Annotated in this window: 24 protein-coding genes; 5 read left to right on the top strand and 19 right to left on the bottom strand. The window is 66.7% G+C overall.

Annotation, left to right across the window (positions count from 1 at the left end):
• Positions 1-30: 30 nt before the first annotated feature.
• Positions 31-963 (top strand): hydroxymethylbilane synthase, encoded by a 933-nt coding sequence (hemC, locus tag ACIQK6_RS24035; protein ID WP_393721253.1) that lies wholly within the window; start codon positions 31-33, stop codon positions 961-963.
• Here the strand turns inward: hemC and ACIQK6_RS24030 are convergent.
• Positions 950-1,879: a hypothetical protein gene (locus tag ACIQK6_RS24030; protein WP_393721252.1), complete on the bottom strand. Its 930-nt coding sequence runs from the start codon at positions 1,877-1,879 to the stop codon at positions 950-952. The two genes, hemC and ACIQK6_RS24030, sit on opposite strands and share 14 nt — an antisense overlap.
• A 141-nt stretch (positions 1,880-2,020) precedes the next feature.
• Entirely contained in the window at positions 2,021-2,161 is a 141-nt protein-coding gene (locus ACIQK6_RS24025) for a hypothetical protein (RefSeq protein ID WP_393721251.1), read from the bottom strand.
• An 801-nt stretch (positions 2,162-2,962) separates the two neighbouring features.
• Here ACIQK6_RS24025 and ACIQK6_RS24020 point away from each other — a divergent pair.
• Entirely contained in the window at positions 2,963-4,216 is a 1,254-nt protein-coding gene (locus tag ACIQK6_RS24020) for an XRE family transcriptional regulator (RefSeq protein WP_402695404.1), read from the top strand.
• A complete protein-coding gene (locus tag ACIQK6_RS24015) occupies positions 4,201-4,737 on the top strand; it encodes a GNAT family N-acetyltransferase (protein ID WP_393721249.1) in 537 nt (178 codons plus the stop codon). Before ACIQK6_RS24020 ends, ACIQK6_RS24015 begins: the two co-directional genes overlap by 16 nt.
• Before the next feature lie 29 nt (positions 4,738-4,766).
• Here the strand turns inward: ACIQK6_RS24015 and ACIQK6_RS24010 are convergent, their stop codons facing one another.
• The 17 genes from ACIQK6_RS24010 to ACIQK6_RS23930 all read right to left on the bottom strand — a co-directional run bounded on the left by ACIQK6_RS24010 (position 4,767) and on the right by ACIQK6_RS23930 (position 13,466).
• Positions 4,767-5,042 carry a hypothetical protein gene (locus ACIQK6_RS24010; protein WP_393721248.1) on the bottom strand — a complete coding sequence of 92 codons (276 nt, stop codon included), beginning with the start codon at positions 5,040-5,042 and terminating at the stop codon, positions 4,767-4,769.
• 99 nt (positions 5,043-5,141) lie between these two features.
• A complete protein-coding gene (locus ACIQK6_RS24005) occupies positions 5,142-5,549 on the bottom strand; it encodes a hypothetical protein (RefSeq protein ID WP_393721247.1) in 408 nt (135 codons plus the stop codon).
• Positions 5,546-5,929: a hypothetical protein gene (locus tag ACIQK6_RS24000; RefSeq protein WP_393721246.1), complete on the bottom strand. Its 384-nt coding sequence runs from the start codon at positions 5,927-5,929 to the stop codon at positions 5,546-5,548. Before ACIQK6_RS24000 ends, ACIQK6_RS24005 begins: the two co-directional genes overlap by 4 nt.
• The gene (locus ACIQK6_RS23995) at positions 5,926-6,255 is read right to left on the bottom strand and encodes a hypothetical protein (protein WP_393721245.1); all 330 of its coding nucleotides are present in this window, start codon (positions 6,253-6,255) and stop codon (positions 5,926-5,928) included. Before ACIQK6_RS23995 ends, ACIQK6_RS24000 begins: the two co-directional genes overlap by 4 nt.
• Positions 6,252-7,442 carry a hypothetical protein gene (locus ACIQK6_RS23990; protein WP_402695403.1) on the bottom strand — a complete coding sequence of 397 codons (1,191 nt, stop codon included), beginning with the start codon at positions 7,440-7,442 and terminating at the stop codon, positions 6,252-6,254. The genes ACIQK6_RS23995 and ACIQK6_RS23990 overlap by 4 nt, the downstream gene beginning before the upstream one ends.
• Positions 7,443-7,445: 3 nt before the next feature.
• Positions 7,446-7,652, bottom strand: a complete 207-nt coding sequence (locus tag ACIQK6_RS23985) for a hypothetical protein (protein WP_393721242.1) — start codon at positions 7,650-7,652, stop codon at positions 7,446-7,448.
• Complete coding sequence (locus ACIQK6_RS23980; protein ID WP_393721241.1) at positions 7,649-7,999, bottom strand: hypothetical protein; 351 nt, start codon at positions 7,997-7,999, stop codon at positions 7,649-7,651. Before ACIQK6_RS23980 ends, ACIQK6_RS23985 begins: the two co-directional genes overlap by 4 nt.
• Positions 7,996-8,613 carry a topoisomerase gene (locus ACIQK6_RS23975; protein WP_393721271.1) on the bottom strand — a complete coding sequence of 206 codons (618 nt, stop codon included), beginning with the start codon at positions 8,611-8,613 and terminating at the stop codon, positions 7,996-7,998. The genes ACIQK6_RS23980 and ACIQK6_RS23975 overlap by 4 nt, the downstream gene beginning before the upstream one ends.
• The gene (locus ACIQK6_RS23970) at positions 8,495-8,908 is read right to left on the bottom strand and encodes a CHC2 zinc finger domain-containing protein (RefSeq protein ID WP_393721240.1); all 414 of its coding nucleotides are present in this window, start codon (positions 8,906-8,908) and stop codon (positions 8,495-8,497) included. Before ACIQK6_RS23970 ends, ACIQK6_RS23975 begins: the two co-directional genes overlap by 119 nt.
• Complete coding sequence (locus ACIQK6_RS23965) at positions 8,905-9,057, bottom strand: hypothetical protein (protein ID WP_393721239.1); 153 nt, start codon at positions 9,055-9,057, stop codon at positions 8,905-8,907. Before ACIQK6_RS23965 ends, ACIQK6_RS23970 begins: the two co-directional genes overlap by 4 nt.
• Complete coding sequence (locus ACIQK6_RS23960; RefSeq protein WP_402695402.1) at positions 9,054-9,428, bottom strand: hypothetical protein; 375 nt, start codon at positions 9,426-9,428, stop codon at positions 9,054-9,056. Before ACIQK6_RS23960 ends, ACIQK6_RS23965 begins: the two co-directional genes overlap by 4 nt.
• A gap of 3 nt (positions 9,429-9,431) precedes the next feature.
• The gene (locus ACIQK6_RS23955) at positions 9,432-10,304 is read right to left on the bottom strand and encodes an AAA family ATPase (RefSeq protein ID WP_402695401.1); all 873 of its coding nucleotides are present in this window, start codon (positions 10,302-10,304) and stop codon (positions 9,432-9,434) included.
• A gap of 103 nt (positions 10,305-10,407) precedes the next feature.
• The gene (locus ACIQK6_RS23950; protein ID WP_393721235.1) at positions 10,408-10,845 is read right to left on the bottom strand and encodes a hypothetical protein; all 438 of its coding nucleotides are present in this window, start codon (positions 10,843-10,845) and stop codon (positions 10,408-10,410) included.
• Between the two features lie 112 nt (positions 10,846-10,957).
• Positions 10,958-11,449 (bottom strand): hypothetical protein, encoded by a 492-nt coding sequence (locus tag ACIQK6_RS23945; RefSeq protein WP_393721234.1) that lies wholly within the window; start codon positions 11,447-11,449, stop codon positions 10,958-10,960.
• A gap of 43 nt (positions 11,450-11,492) precedes the next feature.
• Positions 11,493-12,425 (bottom strand): hypothetical protein, encoded by a 933-nt coding sequence (locus ACIQK6_RS23940; protein WP_393721233.1) that lies wholly within the window; start codon positions 12,423-12,425, stop codon positions 11,493-11,495.
• Positions 12,422-12,703: a hypothetical protein gene (locus ACIQK6_RS23935; protein WP_393721232.1), complete on the bottom strand. Its 282-nt coding sequence runs from the start codon at positions 12,701-12,703 to the stop codon at positions 12,422-12,424. Before ACIQK6_RS23935 ends, ACIQK6_RS23940 begins: the two co-directional genes overlap by 4 nt.
• Positions 12,704-12,983: 280 nt before the next feature.
• On the bottom strand, positions 12,984-13,466 hold the full coding sequence (locus ACIQK6_RS23930) for a hypothetical protein (RefSeq protein WP_393721231.1): 483 nt from the start codon (positions 13,464-13,466) through the stop codon (positions 12,984-12,986).
• Between the two features lie 177 nt (positions 13,467-13,643).
• On the opposite strand from ACIQK6_RS23930, the gene ACIQK6_RS23925 reads away from it, so the two are divergent.
• Both ACIQK6_RS23925 and ACIQK6_RS23920 read left to right on the top strand, forming a co-directional pair.
• Positions 13,644-14,615 (top strand): hypothetical protein, encoded by a 972-nt coding sequence (locus ACIQK6_RS23925; protein ID WP_393721230.1) that lies wholly within the window; start codon positions 13,644-13,646, stop codon positions 14,613-14,615.
• A 64-nt stretch (positions 14,616-14,679) separates the two neighbouring features.
• Positions 14,680-15,354: a hypothetical protein gene (locus ACIQK6_RS23920; protein WP_393721229.1), complete on the top strand. Its 675-nt coding sequence runs from the start codon at positions 14,680-14,682 to the stop codon at positions 15,352-15,354.
• Positions 15,355-15,388: the final 34 nt, after the last annotated feature.

Below are 15,388 nucleotides of genomic sequence, written 5' to 3'. Positions count from 1 at the left end.
CAAGCCTGCCAATGCGAGGAGTTGAGCCGGATGAGCGATGTGCTTCGAATCGGTTCCAGAGCGAGCAAGCTGGCCCGAACGCAGGTCACAGAGTGGCTCGCCCCGATCGCCGAGCAGTTCCCCGGCGTGACGTTCAAGCGAGAGATCATCCTCGAAGGTGGAGATCAAGATCGCGTGACCCCGACGCTCGCCGAAGTCGCCAAGACGACCGGCGGGAGCGCCTTCTCCACCAACCAGGAGGCAGCCCTCGTAACTGGGCAGGTCGACGTGATTGTGCACTCGCTCAAGGACCTCCCCACCTCGGTGCATGAAGGCACGCTCCTGTTGACGACTCCCGGCCCGCGCGAAGATGTGCGGGACGTGCTTTGCGGCTCGACGCTGGACGACCTCCCGAAGGGGGCCCGTGTCGGAACTGGTGCTCCGCGCCGGATTGCCCAACTGCTTGTGCTGCGGCCCGACCTGGACGTGGTGCCGATCCGTGGAAACGTTCCCGGGCGGCTTGCCCGGACGACGAAGGGCGCCCTCGATGCCGTGGTGCTGGCGGCAGCGGGTCTGAACCGGCTCGCTCTGACCCCCGAAGTGCACGAGGTTCTCGACCCCGCTGTCTTCCCTCCGTCCCCAGGGCAAGGCGCGCTCGGCATCCAGGTTCGTGCCGGCTCCAAGGCCGCCAGCCTCTTGGCGTGGACCGGGGACGCGCATGTCGACGCATGTGTGCGTACCGAGCGGGCGCTCTTGGCCGAACTTCATGGAGGCTGCTCCGTCCCGGTTGGCGCCTGGGGGCGGATCGGTCCTGACGGACTTCTGCACCTCTTCGCCGCCGTGACTTCCTTGGATGGCGCACAGCAGGTCACGGCATCTGGGGAGGGGCCGATCGACGACCCTGAGAAGTTGGGCGCATGTGTCGCGGCCGACCTCCTCGCGCAGGGTGCGGCCAGCATCCTGGAGTCGATCAGGAAGCCCTGAGTTCGCGGGCGATCTCAAGGGCGCCGTACGTGATGACTCGGCTGGCGCCCGCGCGCTTCAGGACGGTGTACGCCTCGATCAGCCCCTTCATGTCCCGCTCGCCGTCCTCGCGGCGATCGGTCAGGCGCAGGTATTCGCCCGACACGGAAAAGGGGACCAGGGGGACGGGGACCTTGTCCTTGAGGTGGACAAGGGTGTCGACGGTGTGGAGGGCTGGCTCGGTGAGGATCATGTCCGCGCCCTCGTCGACCATCTCGCGGGCCACGTGAACGGCCTGCTCGGGCCGACCTGGGTTGATCTGGAATGCGCGGGCTCCCGAGCGCGGAGTGGCCCCCATGGAGACCCTGTACCCCTCGTACAGGGATGACTCGAAGATCAGGTGCGGCATGATTCCCACACGGTTGTGACCTGCCGCGTCGAGAGCCTCGCGGACGGCACGGACGGACCCAGGGATCATCGCCGCCGGGCCTACGATGTCCGCCCCCACATCGGCCTGCATTACCGCCTGGGCCGCCAGGACCTCGACCGTCTCCTCCAGGTCTATGTTGCCGCGCTCGTTGGCGAGCCAGCACTCGCCGGAGTCGTTGTGCGAGCAGACACACGTCTCCGTCATCACGAGCATGCCTGGAACGGCCTTCTTTGCCGCACTGATGGAGCGGGCCATCAGGCTGGTGGGGGACGTGCCCTGGGATGCGCGGGGGTCCCTGACCCTGGAACCCGCGAAGATTTTTACCGACTTCACGCCGAGGGACTCAAGAGCCCTAACGGCTCCGGGCACCTCCCGCACGGTCAGCGTGGGCATCGGGCGCGGCCTCGTGTCGTCGTCCTCGCGCATAAGAAAGACCATGGCCAGGTCCGCGGAGGTTAGGCCGGGACCGTCAAGGAAGCTCCGAACGGCTAAGCGGTGGGCGCGCATTGCTCCTCCTGCATGGTCAAAGACGGTTGACTGCGTGGGGGGCCTTGGAAGCCCGCCCCGGCTGGATCACTCATGCCGTGGGGGAAGTACGGATCTGAGTGCGAGACACAGCCGAGGCGGGCGGTCGGCGGGGGTGTTGCGCTACGCGATGAGCAGCGAGTAGCCGTCGAGCGGCTCGGCTACTCCGTGGCCGTTCTCGTCGCCGTCCGGCTCCGTGGCGATCTCGGTGTCACTCGTGGTGACCGTGGGCTTGGCGGTCTCGGTATCGGTGGTCGCGGCCATTGCGCGCCCCCTTCTCTTGTCGGTCCCGGCCCGGTCGGGCGCGGGAAACTGGTGTCAGTCGTCATTGACCGGTCGTGCCGGCGAGGGCCAAGGCGACCACCGCAGCACTGACGGCCGCGATGTAGAGCAGGACGGCGAGGCGCTGACGCATGAGTCACCGACCGTCTGCCTGTCGGAGGACCTCGGGAGCGACGATCCATTCCATGCCCCCACCCTCGGGCCGCAGGAAGACTGCGCAGGGCATGATCCGTCGCGTGTAGGGGTCCTCGTATGGGCCGATGAACTGCACAATCGCCTCGCAATCCCTGCCGGGGTCGAAGATCCGGGCGCCCTCATGCAGCCAGTCGGGAAGATCCCGGTGGGCCGTGGGGCGAGGCCGGGCCTTCACGTGCGACTCTCCTGGCCGAGGTCGAAATCGGCCCCGAGCATGAACCTCTTCAGGCCGTGGGCCGCCCGCAAACGCAAGGGCCTGCTGGGCGCTCCGGGCTGAACTTCGGGTTCGGCGTGGGTGCGTCCAGCGGCGCGAGGGTTATGGCGGGGCAGTTCGGAGGCGGTGGTCACGGGTCGCTCCTCTCCGGCGGGCGCAGCGGGCCGCAGGGCGGCAGGATGGACTGCGGCCCGCTGCAAGGGGGAACCGCCCGAGGTCCTCGTTGCCCCGGTCGGCTGTGATTAGTAAACGACCGTCAGGCGTGACGAAACAGGAAAGGTTGCCCGCCGTGGCAACGCGCGCAAGCGGAAAACTTTACGCGCGCTTTGCAACTCAGCTAGGCCGGAGAGTGAGTGCGGGGCTACTTTCGGTGCATGGGCGAGAACGCTGTCTTACGCGCGCGGATGGCCGATCTTGGCTTCAAGCAGGACGAGTTGGCACGTCAGATGAACGACGCCCTCTTGAAGATCACCGGTCGGCCCGGCGATGTCTCGGCGCGAACGGTACGGAACCTGATCAGCGGAGCAACTAAGCGCCCGATCGGTCGTACACGCGCCGCGCTTGAGCAGGTGTTCCAATGCCCGATCACGGAATTAGGCTTCGTATCAACCGCAACCGCTGCACCACCGGAGGACCCCGTGCTCCGCCGTTCGTTCTGCAACCTCACTGCCGGCGTGCTCGTCAGCCCCCTCTCCGGGCCTGCCGCGAGACGGACGGTGGGGATGTCGGATGTACTCCGGCTGCGTGACGGTATGGCCGCCCTGACGGAGCTTGACCAGTCTCGGGGTGGGCATTCCGCGCTGGAGAAGGCCGCACTCGCGGGGGCGGCAGAAGCGATCGGTTTGCAACAGAACGCCGCGTCGCAGACCGTTCGGCAGCGCCTGCTGTCACTGGGCGCGCACTACACAGCATCGGCAGCCTGGTCCTGCATTGATGCCAGGCAATTGGACCGAGCCCGGTCTCACCTGGCCGAGGCCCTCCGCATGGCGGGCATGGCACAAGACCCCGTGGCACAGCTCCGGGTGTGGAACTCAACTGCGATGCTCGCGCATCAGCGGCACGAGTACGGCGAAGGCATCGCTGCCTCTCAAGCTGCACAGGCCACTACCGCGGCTCGCCGCGACCCGATGTTCTCCTCTCTGGCCCACGCGCGTACCGCGATTGGGCATGCTTCATGCGGTGACAGCAAGCCTGCACTGCGCTCGCTGGGGTACGCGGAGGCCGCCCTTGCGAAAGCCGATCCAGGCACACCGCGCCCCCCGTGGATTGGCTTTTACGGCCGCGCCGAACTTGCCGCGCTTACCGCGATCGTTCACGAACTGCTAGGTGCGCCTGCGGATGCAGAGGCCGCATCGCATCGAGCCCTCGCCTCCCTGCCCAAGGAGCTGCGGCGAAACCGTTCGATGACGATGGTCCGGCTCGCTGTCGCCCAGCTCCGCCAGGGCGAGGTGGAACAGGCGTGCGCTACGACCGGGAACGCCTTCGACTTGATGGCCGGAGACCCCCTCCCCGGGCGCCTGCGGACGATGCTGGGGGACTTCCACCGCAACCTGTTCACGGTTGCCCCCTCGGCCGAGGTTGCTCGAGAGTGGGCAGATCGCTACCGCACTGAATGGAGAACTTCGTGACCACCGAGATAAGGCACTACGGGCACGGTGACCTCGGCGACATCCGGCAGACCCTTCTAGACGTACACGAGGACGCATATGCCGACCGTCGGCATGAGGAGTTCGTGCAGCGGTTCCCGTGGTTCGTGGATCACTGGGGTGGAAACCCCGGCTTCTCCTGCGTGATCGCCTGGGAGGGGGAGGTGCCGGTTGGATTCTCTTACGGAGCGCCCGCTGTGCCGGGTAGGGAATGGTGGCAGGGGCATCTTTCCGCTCCTCCGGGAAACACGGCCACTTTCTCTGTGTCAGAACTGATGGTGCGTCCGAAGTGGCGGAAGACCGGACTCGGCCCCAGCTTGCATGACGCGCTCCTTGGCGGGCGGGAAGAGGCTTGGGCGGTCCTCACTGTGGACACAAAGCGCCCGAGGCTCCAGGCGATGTATGAGGGTTGGGGATACCGGAAGGTCGGGGAGAACCAGCCGTTCCCGGACTCACCGGTCTACGCGGTGATGATGAAGGGGCTCGCCGCAACCGGCGAGTAGACGGCGAGGCGCGCAAACGCACACCTGCGTCAGGATGCCGGGCTGAGGACGACGAGGAGGGGACCGGCCGCACCATTCCAACCACGTCCTGCCTTGACCGCCTCCTTGCCGCCGCCTGCTATCCCGTTGCAGAGCGGAGCAAGGAACGTCTCGCGGAAGTGCGTCTGAGCACCTTCGTTCATGCCGCTTGCTGAGACAGCGACGCCGACCTTTCGGTTCAAGACGGATGCAGCCTCCGTGAAGTCCTCGCCGGTCCAATCGTCCACGTGCTCAGCAAGGAGTGCCCAGGTCATCTTGAAGGTCATGCAGTCATTCTACCTGCGGAAACGCCAGAAGGGCCCTCGCATGAGGGCCCAACTGGCCTAAAGGCCAGGGTAGTTGCCTGCGTCGGTAGGCGGTCAAGGTTAGATCGGCTTGTTCAACATGACGGCCAGGACCTTGATCAAGCGCTTGAGAGTCCCAGCGCTGTAGGCCGAGAGGTCGGACAACACCCGAACCTGTGCTGCCGTCTCCGCGTCGGTCGGTGCGGGCAGGGCAAGATAGGCGAGGCTCAGGTCGATTCGTCCGTCGAGATAGTCGATCGCGAACCCGGCTTCGTCGTGCAGGCTGTCAAGCGTCAGCTCCTCCTCATGGTGCGCGACCTCGGTTCCTGAGTAGGGCCGGGCAACGACTATGCCGTCTGAGCGGCGCTCGTAGAAGGTCAGCGTCGCGTCGTCCCAGAACTCGAAGTCTTCCGGGTTCATGCCGACGGGCGGGTTCACGGAAGGCTGGGGCGGTTCAGCCGGCGGCTCCTCGGGCAGGGCTTCGCTCATGCTGCGGTGTCCAATTCGTCGTAGCTGTCGATGTACTCGCCGCCGTTGAGGTGCGCCGCGAGCTTGCCCACCCCACGCTCCAGGCGGTAGCGGACGGCCCGGTCAGTAACCGTCTCGCGGGCTGCGATCCGCTGGTCGTCCCAGTCGAGGGCGAAGCGCATGAACAGTGCTCGTCTCTCGGCGAGGGACAGCGGGGCCGCCTTCCACCCCCGCCGGATGTCCGCGAGGTGGGCGAACAGGGTTCCCGCGGCTTTCCTGTCCACCGTGCCCCGCGGCATGTCCGCATCGGGGGCCTGCGGGTTGCGGATGCCATACGCGGCTTCCGCGTCCCACACGGCGGGAAGCAGGTGTTCGACGAGGCGTCGCTCGTATCCGCTCACACGCGCCCCCTCTCGGCTGCTTCGCAGGCCGCTTCGTAGGAGGTGTGGCGGATGCGCCGCTTGGCCTCCGTCTTCACGCGGTCGACCAGATCGAGGACCAGGCGGTGATAGAGCACGCCCAGGCCCAGCGAGGGGTCTGCCAGGCACTCGTTCACCATGGCGGGCTTCGTAGCCAGGATGATCAACGCTTCCTGCCGGGCGTCCTCGTATTCCATGGTCAGGGTGTCCTCATAGCCGTCCGCGATTCGGCGGGCGGCGCGGCCCGCAAGGGCCACGACCGCGGGCAGGTCGAGGATTCGCCAGTCGGCGACGGATGAGGTGCTCACCTGACGACCTCCTTGACTGGCACTTCGCCGTCCTTGGTGATGAGGACCATCAGGCCGGGGGCACCACGCGAACCCTTCCTGTGCCGCCACCACGTCGACTCCGACTCCATCGCCGGCACCTGCGCGAAAGTGCGCGGGCCATCCGTGTCAATGAACTCGTGGTGCAGGTGACCGGCCAGCAGGAGATCGGCGGTGTGCATGGCGCTCGTCTTGTCGAATGCCTGGCCCCGCCACCAGTCGAAGTGCTTGCCGGCCTTCCACTGATGGCCGTGCGCGTGTGCGACGACTGTGCCCGAGCAGTCGACGACGACCGTCAGCTCGTCCGTTTCGGGTACGTACACCTCTACGTGTGCGAACTCCTCGCCCGCGAGCGTGAGGGCTTCACTGACGGAGATCAGGGCGTCGGTGTCGTGGCTGTCGTCGTAGCGGGTGATGCCCTTGCCGAACCGGACGGCCTCGCCGTGGTTTCCGGGGACGGCGGCGACGGTCAGGCGGGATGCCTCGGGAGCGAACTTGATGATCGCGTGTGCCATGAGGCGCCGGGTAAGGCGGATCTGCTCCGTGAGGGTCAGGCCCGTACGCCACGCGTTCGCGCCGCCCTGGCTCTGGAATCCCTCGATGTGATCACCGAGCCACGCGAGGTGAACATGCTCGATCTTGAAGCGGGTCCGGTACACGTCGAGGAGATCCGCGGCCTTGTCGATGCACTGCATCGCCCGCAGGAGCGTGCCCTCGTAGCCGTCGCCGTCGATCTTCCCGAACTGCATGTCGCCCAGCGCGACGATCAGCGTGTGCTCACCCTCCATGTGCAGGGGCACCCAGCCCGGCGCCTCGTCGAACACCTTCAGCAGCTCGTCGATACTCGGTCGCTCAGCATTTGCCAGCGCCTTGCGGCGATCGAAGGAGAACCGGGCGGAGACTCCCGGCTCACCGTTGGCCATGGTCCACTCCGAGGATCGGAAGCCCGTGACCTCCCACTCGGCAGGGTCGAGTTGGTGTGCGCGGAGTACGTCGGCCGCCGTCGACTCGGGGTCGATGCCCTCGGGGCCCCGGACGGTCACCTCGGCCGCGTCGCCAGTGATCTTGATCTGACGGGTGAAATCCCTGTCGGGGTCGGTCTGCCGTACCGCGACGGCCGGTGCGGTCGGTGTGGCAAGCAGGTCGTTCAGCAGTTCTGTCTGGTTCAAACTTTACACTCCATCGCGAAGGGATCGGCGGTACGTGCGGATGGTTGACGCGCTCACGGTGTGCCCGTGCCGGCGCAGGACCAGCGCCAGGCGCTCGGCCGATGAGCCGTCCAGTAGCCGGATGAGGACGGTCTCGCGCACATCCGGTTCCAGCTCCCCGTACAAGCGGGTCAGGGTCGGACCTGGGCTGCCGGGCAGAGGCTCGCTCACTGTTCCTCCCGGTCGATCTGCTCAATGGCGGCCACGGCGAGCGAGGCGAGCTGGACCAGGCCCTCGCGGATCTCGGCTGGGGAGCGTCCGCCGAATGCGGCGAAGGCGACCTGTACGGCCAGGCCGTCGACACCGAGCCGTCCCTGACTTGCGCGGGCCCGGTTGATCTCGCGCCAGTCGGCGCCGCGCTGGTGGTAGATGTTCACGGCGCTGTCTGGGTATTTGCCGCCGACCAGGTGTGCGGGAAGGTCGGGTGTCGCCCGCGCCCCGGCCCGCACTTCGGCCAGGATGCCGGTCAGCGGATCGGTCTTGCGGCCTGTTGCCTTCCTCGCGGTCGTCTCGCTCACTGTTCGTCCTCCTTGATCAGGTTGAGCAGGGCTTCGGCGCCCTCCTGCATGTAGGTCTCGGTCACGTCGCCAGCCCGAAGGCGCATGCCTTTCGCGGAGCGCAGGGCGCGGCAAATCCGGGCGGTGAACTCCGCGCCGGCATCATCGGGATCACCCCAGACGCGGACCCTGTTGAAGCCCGCCAGCATCCGCCGATGGCGTCCCTGCCAGATGGAGGCACCGGGAATCGCGACCGCGTGCAGCCCGAGCTTCTCCAGGATGATCCGGTCGAGTTCACCCTCGGTCACCTCGATCACGCCGTCGGCTTTGTGGACGGAGGCGACCCCGTACATGCGAGGCAGATCGTCCTTGACCGTGGCGTACTTGCCGTGGCCCAAGGCGCGGTGGTCGTGCTCTTGCAGGCAGCGGAAGCGGATCGTCAGCGGGTTGTTCTTGCGGTCGAGGTACGGGATGGCCAGCATCCCCTTGTACTTCTCGTGGCCGGGGTAGGGGTGGCTACCCACGACGCCAAGCCGGTACGTAGCCGCCTCCGCGCGGCCGATTCCCCGGCCGAGGAGATACCGTGCGGCGTCCGCCGTAAGCGCTCCCTGATACGCCGCGGTCGCTTCCTCCAGCATCTCGCGTTGCGAGGGAGACAGAGGCCGCAAGGGCTCGCGCTCCGACAAAATCAGTGCCTTCCTTTTCCATGATCAGAGTGAATGAGTCGCCGCCCCTCCCGCAGGAGTGGCACTTCCAGACCTGCCGGTCCGTGTTCCACGAGAAGGACGGGGTCTGGTCGTCGTGGAGCGGGCACTCGGCCATGCCGGATGCGCGCTGGTCGTTGAAGTCGACTTCGTAGTAGGCGAGTACCGATTCGAGCGTTGGCTTCTCGCGCTCCTGGTCGTCGCTGTCGATCCGGCTGAACCTCATGGCACACGCCTGCCGACGAACCAGCCCTTGTCATCGTCGTACCCGAGTTCGTCGAGGCCCTGACCGGCGGCCGTGCTCAGGTCGAAACGGCCCAGCTCGACGACCAGCCGGTTGCGTTCTGCTTCCTCCTCGAACGTCACCGTGATCACTCGGCATTCAGCCCGAGATACGCCTCGACCGTGGTCAGGACGAACGCCTTGCGCCAGCCCTTGCCCCGGCGCTTGACGATGACGATCGACTCGACCTGGTCCGGGCTGATGCCGCGGTGCTTCGCGAAGTTGAGCCGCTCGCGCTCGGCCTCGTCGAGGAATGGGCCGGGCTCGAAGCGGGCGTTCTTCGTCTCGATGACGATGAAGAGGCCGCCGTCCTCGCGGATGACGAGATCCCCTTCATCCTCGGCGCCGGTCAGTCGCAGCCGCTCGGCGTCCTCGCCGACGGACCGCAGGCCCGCAAGGAGTTCCGTCTCCCAGGCGGCGCCCTTGCGCCGGTTGGCCTTGTTTCGCTCTGCAATCGTGGTCAATCTTTACACTCCTTGCTTCTGGAGGACTGCGGTCGGCGACCAGGGCTGCGCCGACACCGAGGCAGGGGCAAGGCGTTCGAGCTTCGAGAAACGGGTCAGCTCGGGGTGACAGCGCATAGACGCGTACCGCTTCGCGGTCGGGTCAGAGGGCCCCATCCTTTGCTTGACCACGGCGACCCGGTACTCGTGCGAGGTCGGGTCGAGCGCCACGGACAGGCTCAGCTCGGGCTTCTCGCTCAAGCCGCCCTTGATCTGATCTCGGGACGGCGGTGCCCACGGGTCGCTCTTGGCCTCCCACGACTTGTCGGAGGCGTGATGCAGGACGATCACGGTCGCACCGGTCGCGCGGGCCAGTTCAGTGAGGCCGCTCATGACGGCCATCTGCTCGACGTAGTCACTCTCCGCCGAGTCGAAATCCATCAAGTTGTCGAAGACAAACAATTGGGGATAGGCGTCCCACAGCTCTACGAAAGCCTCCAGTTCCTCGTCGACGTTCTTCCAGGTGATCGGCGAGCCGAAGGCGAAGGTGATGTTCGACTCCGCAAGGGCATCCAGATACTCCTGGCGGTGCCGTCCGCCCGCGGCCATACCGGCTTCGACCATCTCCGTGGTGTCGCCGGACGCCATCGACGCCAGACGCGAGCTTGCCGTGAAGGGGGACATGTCCGCCGAGAAATACAAGGTCGGCAAGTTCATCATCGCCGCCCAGAACAAGGCGAATCCGCTCTTCTGGGTGCCGGAGCGGCCCGCGATCATGATGACCTCGCCGTGCCGTGGGCGGCACCCCATGGCATACAGGGCGTCGAAGGCTTCGACCCTCGGCAATTCCTTGCCGGACTCGGCGTGCAGCGCGAGCGATCTAGCGGGGGTCAGCACTGCTGTCTCCTCTCTTGAGCAGTACGGATGAGGCAGCGGGCTCCTTCCGGGCCCGCGGGGGCGGGGGCCAGCCTTGATGCCGGCCCCCGGCTCCCCACGTCGATCAGTCGAAGTCGGGGGCTTCGGTGACGGCCGCCTCGACTGCGGCTTCACGCTGTTCGGCGTACTTGATAACGGCCTGCCGTACGCTCGCGTCCGCCACCGGCCGCCACACCCAAGCCGGGTAGGACCCCGGCCGCTTGGGCGGGATCTGGGCGAGGGTCACAATGGTCGCGCTGCCCACGAGCGGGGCCAGGTCGCGGGCGAGGAGGGTCTGCTCAATGCGCATCCCCTTGTTGATCTCAGGGTTGAGGGCCTCCAGCGCCGCGCGGTCCTTGAAGACCGTCACCGTGCAGAGCGCGCTGTCCTTCGGGCCGTTCGGAGTGGGGCGCTGGGCCTCGTAGGAGTTGACCTCAATGAGCAGGGCGGGGGCGTCCTTCACGTCAGCGGGCTTCAGCCAGCCGCCACCAGCGGTCGCGATCTCGACGAGGTTCAGGGGCACTCGGTTTCTCCTTCAATTCGGAAATGGGGGGTCGGCTCGGAGAGCCGCCGTGTGATCGCTGCGCCCCGTACGGAGACAGCAAAGATGAGGACAAGGGCGACGACAGGCACGCCTACTGCTCCTTCAGCGCCCGGCCTCGGGACTTGTAGGCGGCCATCACGGCGGGGTCGCCGAACATCGACTGGTTCGCCGCCCAGAGCAACTGAAGGTCGGCGATAGTCCCCTGCTTCTCGATCTCCCCGAGAATCCAGGCGGACCCGCTGTCGGTCTTGGTTCCGGGCTGAACTGCCGATGCGGCTGCCCAGGGATCGTCCTCCGGGGCCTGGGCAGGAGAGTCCTCCGGAATGATCCGGGCATCGAGAAGTGCGGCGATGTTGCCCTTCCCGTGGGCGAGGTTCGTCGCGTTGACGACGAGGTCACTCAGCGAGAGGTCGGTTACATCTTTACTCTCGAACCCGAAATAATCACAGATCAGCACGCGAACCTGCTTCACGGAGCCGCGGAAGACGGCCCAGGTGTCCTCGTAGCTTTTGCCGTATTTGATGGTGACGCCGATCGTGCCGTCCGCGTATGACGCGACGGGGTCTGCCTGGTCTGCCTTCACTTCAACTCCTTCATCTGGTTACAACTTAACACTTGCGCCGACGTTATGCATCTCCCGGCTTCGTGACGCCGGTCACCCAGGGGCGCATGGCGCCCTTCACGCTCCGCATGGCACGGATCTCGCGGGCGAGCCGGGCTGCGGCCCATCCGATCTCAAGGTCCACCCAGTGGAGGGTGCACTCGGCCGAGCCTGACGGGAGGCTGATGATGACGCCCCACTTCCGCGACACCTGGGGGAGCGGGTTGTACGCCGCCGCGGCCTCGTCCGCCGGCACCGGCCGCTTCTTCCAGGCGGCGAACGCCTTCTTGTCCGCAGTGTCAACCGGGAACCGGCTGAAGTCGTACAGCTCCCCATGCGCGTAGACGGCAAGCTGTGTTGCCATCTTCAGGGCGCCGTACTCGATGCTGCCCGTCTTCAGATCGCCGATGAAGTGGCCTTCGATCGGCTCGCCGTCCGGGCCTGGGCCGCTGTAATCGAGCAGCCGATCGAACGTGCCGCCCGTGCCCAGCTCGGGCACGACGACGAACTTCTCCACGGCCTTCACGTCGAACGCGACGGTGGTTCCCATGTAGGCGGCTATGTCGAGCTTGTCGTTCACAGTGGTGCCGGCGGGCAGGGGGTCGCCTCGGTCGGCGTACTCCGACAGCGTGTGAAGGTGGGTCCCCTTCTCGCGCTTGGCGTTGGCGCCGGAGATGTCCATGGCCTGGTCGGCCAGGGCGTTCAGCCGGCGCTTGTCGCTGGCGTCCTCGGGATCGAGCTGCCGCACCACGTCCAGCAGGGACGGGCGCTTCGCCGCGCCAACCAGGGTCATCCGGGACTTCCAGCCGGACAGGGCCGTCTTGTCCTCAATGCAGTCGATGTACGTAGTGGTCCGGGTGAGGGGAACGGGCTTGCCGCCCTGCTTGGGGACGACGAGGGGGCGGTCCCAGCCGTCCCGGGGGACGGTCTGGGCGGGCGTCAGGTCAACAATCTTCAAGCGGCGGACTCCATGTCTTGTGGCGGGATGACCTCGGTAAACGGGTCGTCGGGATCGGTGGGAACGAGCCAAAGGCGGACCGTTCCGTCTTCGAGAAGCTCCGGCTCGTGCTCCTCATCGGGCAGCGGCTCCAGGCCGCACAGGCGTACTGCGCTGACGGCTTCCAGCATGTCGGCCGCCGGGGTCTCCGGGCGGACGATCAGTGCACAGTTCCACTCGGCGGGGTTGCCGACGAGGCGGATGGTGTGCGGAAGCGTCAACGAGTCGACACCGATCATGAACAGAGGCCCCCCTACGTGTAAACATTGAACTACTCGGTCCGTTCTACGTGGACCGTGAAGGTGGTGTCAACCTGCATAAATCCCCCCGCAGGTGATCACTACGACATGCCTGACTCGCCAGGGTTGCCGATGGTTGTACGAATCCGAACGTGGCCTACCGAACGGCCTTGAACACTAGCGCGTCGCAGGTCAGGGGCGCTATGGGCATAAACGGAAGCACCCCCGCCGGGGTTCGGTGGGGGTGCATGCGAACGCACGTTCGAGTATCATTCGAGCATCAGTCGCGGGCCTGATTACCGGTCTTCTCCTTGGGTGCGCGGATGAGGTCAGAGTCCTGCTCCTCGCGGGGCACGAGGAAGAAGCCGTCGGAGGTGTCGGGGTCGTAATGGACGACAAGGCCGTCTTCGGTGAGGTCCTTCTTCCAGCTCGCGAGGCGCTGCTTGTCGCGGTCCGAGACTGGACGTGCGGGGGTGTCGCCACGTGAGAGAGCGTCGTTTTCGGCGCGCAGGCGCGCTTCAGCCCGCAGCATGATCGCCGGGTATTTGTGCCTGTGCTCCGGCTTGACCTTCCAGGGGATCAGGTCGTCGGCGCGGAGATTGCGCCGGTCAAGGCCTCTGCGGCGGCGGAAGGCCGCCCACATGGGGATGCTGGTCTCCTCGTTGTAGACCTCGCGGTAGTACTTCTGCATCTGCGTGTAGGTCCAGCCGTCCCTAAACCAGCCGAGGACCTCCGACTCATTCCGGATCTTGCTGCCCGCCATGGCGTCCCCTTCACGTGACCCCCGCCTTCTTCTGTTCGAGTAAAGGTTGACCCGGAGAAGGCGATCATGTCAAGCTGTGACCGACGCACAGCGTCCTTGTTACACAACATCTGTACATAGGTGACCCCGGCGGTGCGCTAACACCCCGGGGTCCGGCACCAGGAGCTAGCACTCCCCATGCAGATCCATCGTATCCCGACGCATGAGCGGGACTTCGTGATCATCGCCAATCGGGCGATCCAGGACCCGCGCATCAGCCATACAGCTCGCGGCATCCTCGCACTCGTCCTCTCTCTGCCCAGTGGGGTGAAGGAGAACGTCCGGACCCTCTCGGACAACTACCCGCAGGGCCGGTCCGCGGTGGCGAAGGCCGTGACCGAGCTGCGCGAGTTCGGGTATTGGGTGACGAAGACCGGCCGCGACGAGGAGTCGAACCAGATCGTCTCGTCCGTGGACGTGTACGAGCTGCCGAACCTGGCCTCGTCCCCGGTTCCCACCCGCCCGGTCACCAGTCCCTCGGCCACCGCCGCCACGGGCACGTCCCCTAACGGGGAAAAGGACTCTTTCAAGGACGGGCGAAAGAACCCTCCCAACCCTCCCGCCGCCGAGCCTGCACCGTCCGAGCACGGCGCCGGCACGGAGAGGGAGGGCGAGAGCCAGAAAGACAGCAGGCAGGAGACCGAGGCCGCCCGCCTTCTCCGCCGGTTCGCCGCGATCGACCCCCGGCTCAAGCTCACCGAGCGCCAGATCGGCAAGCTCGTTCCGTCCCTCGCCGACTGGCTGGACCGCGGGGCGACCATCGCGGAGATCACCGACGCCGTCACGCAGGGCCTGCCCCGGAAGCTCTACAGCGCCTCGAAGCTGATCGAGGACCGCCTCGACCGTAAGCGTCCCGAGCGCAAGCGCCAGTGGCGCACCTACACCGACTGCGCCACGAGCGGCTGCGGCCGCCTTTTGCCCGCAGGCCAGGACTTCGGCATCTGCGGCGTCTGCTCCGGCGTCGAGCCGAGCGACTTCGCCCGCGAGCTGCTTGCCGCATCCCAGCCCGAGGCCGAACAGGCCCAGCCCGGCGAGAACGCCTTCGTGGCCAACTACCGCGAGCGCGCCGCCGAGGCCCGCGCGGCCATGGCCCGGCCGTCCCACGCCTGACGGCCCTCGCACCCCTCCTGCTGCACTGCCCTTGAAAGGCACCCCCATGTCTCAGCCTGCCCGTATGCCCTGGTACGCCCACGTCCTCGGCGGCCTGGTGCTCGCCGTCGCCCTCGCAATGTCCGCCCCCGGCGAGTACCAGCTCGCCCGCACCGCCGGATGGGGCGAATGGGTCGCGGCCGGAATGCCGGTCTGCATGTCCGTCTACGCCTGCTTCGCCGTCTGGTTCGTCGAGACCAGGAGGAAGGGCGAGAAGGGCCGCGGTACCGCAGTCGTCGGCACGGTCGGCGCCCTGGGCATGACCGTGGTCGGCCAGATCATCGCCCACTGGATTGCCGCGGGATACATGCAGTCGTCCATGGCGCTCACCGCCGCCGTCTCCTGTGTTCCCGGCATTGTCGCTGGCCACGTCGCCCACATGATCATCCGTGCCGCGAGGATGGTGCCGGCGGAAGCCAGGCTGGTCGTTGAGGACCAGGAGCAGCACCTCGGCGAGAACGCCGAGCCGGTTCAGCCGACGCTCGACGGCAAGGAGCTGCCAGTCGACGAGGTGGCGAAGGCCCGCAGCAGGCGCCGTCCTGGCCGTCCGACCCCCAGCCTGGATGAAATCAAGGAGGCGGCGAGGAAGCTGATGACCCAGGGCCGCGAACTCAACGGGCCCAACCTTGCCGAGGTCATGGGGCGAGACCGCCGTACCGGCAGCCGCTACCTCGCCAGGCTCAACGAAGCGACCGCCTGACGACTGCGACCCCGTCCCCTCGGTGAGGGACAAT

Origin of the sequence: Streptomyces sp. NPDC091682 (genome assembly GCF_044756625.1) — a bacterium.
Taxonomy (GTDB): domain Bacteria; phylum Actinomycetota; class Actinomycetes; order Streptomycetales; family Streptomycetaceae; genus Streptomyces.
The sequence above is the reverse complement of the archived record's forward strand: the minus strand, read 5'-3'. Positions and strand labels throughout refer to the sequence as shown.

Bases quoted from the DNA above. Each gene is read 5' to 3' on its own strand.
- hemC (WP_393721253.1), top strand. From the start codon at position 31: ATGAGCGATGTGCTTCGAATCGGTTCCAGAGCGAGCAAGCTGGCCCGA.
- ACIQK6_RS24030 (WP_393721252.1), bottom strand. From the start codon at position 1,879: ATGCGCGCCCACCGCTTAGCCGTTCGGAGCTTCCTTGACGGTCCCGGC.
- ACIQK6_RS24025 (WP_393721251.1), bottom strand. From the start codon at position 2,161: ATGGCCGCGACCACCGATACCGAGACCGCCAAGCCCACGGTCACCACG.
- ACIQK6_RS24020 (WP_402695404.1), top strand. From the start codon at position 2,963: ATGGGCGAGAACGCTGTCTTACGCGCGCGGATGGCCGATCTTGGCTTC.
- ACIQK6_RS24015 (WP_393721249.1), top strand. From the start codon at position 4,201: ATGGAGAACTTCGTGACCACCGAGATAAGGCACTACGGGCACGGTGAC.
- ACIQK6_RS24010 (WP_393721248.1), bottom strand. From the start codon at position 5,042: ATGACCTTCAAGATGACCTGGGCACTCCTTGCTGAGCACGTGGACGAT.
- ACIQK6_RS24005 (WP_393721247.1), bottom strand. From the start codon at position 5,549: ATGAGCGAAGCCCTGCCCGAGGAGCCGCCGGCTGAACCGCCCCAGCCT.
- ACIQK6_RS23970 (WP_393721240.1), bottom strand. From the start codon at position 8,908: ATGAGGTTCAGCCGGATCGACAGCGACGACCAGGAGCGCGAGAAGCCA.
- ACIQK6_RS23935 (WP_393721232.1), bottom strand. From the start codon at position 12,703: ATGATCGGTGTCGACTCGTTGACGCTTCCGCACACCATCCGCCTCGTC.
- ACIQK6_RS23930 (WP_393721231.1), bottom strand. From the start codon at position 13,466: ATGGCGGGCAGCAAGATCCGGAATGAGTCGGAGGTCCTCGGCTGGTTT.
- ACIQK6_RS23925 (WP_393721230.1), top strand. From the start codon at position 13,644: ATGCAGATCCATCGTATCCCGACGCATGAGCGGGACTTCGTGATCATC.
- ACIQK6_RS23920 (WP_393721229.1), top strand. From the start codon at position 14,680: ATGCCCTGGTACGCCCACGTCCTCGGCGGCCTGGTGCTCGCCGTCGCC.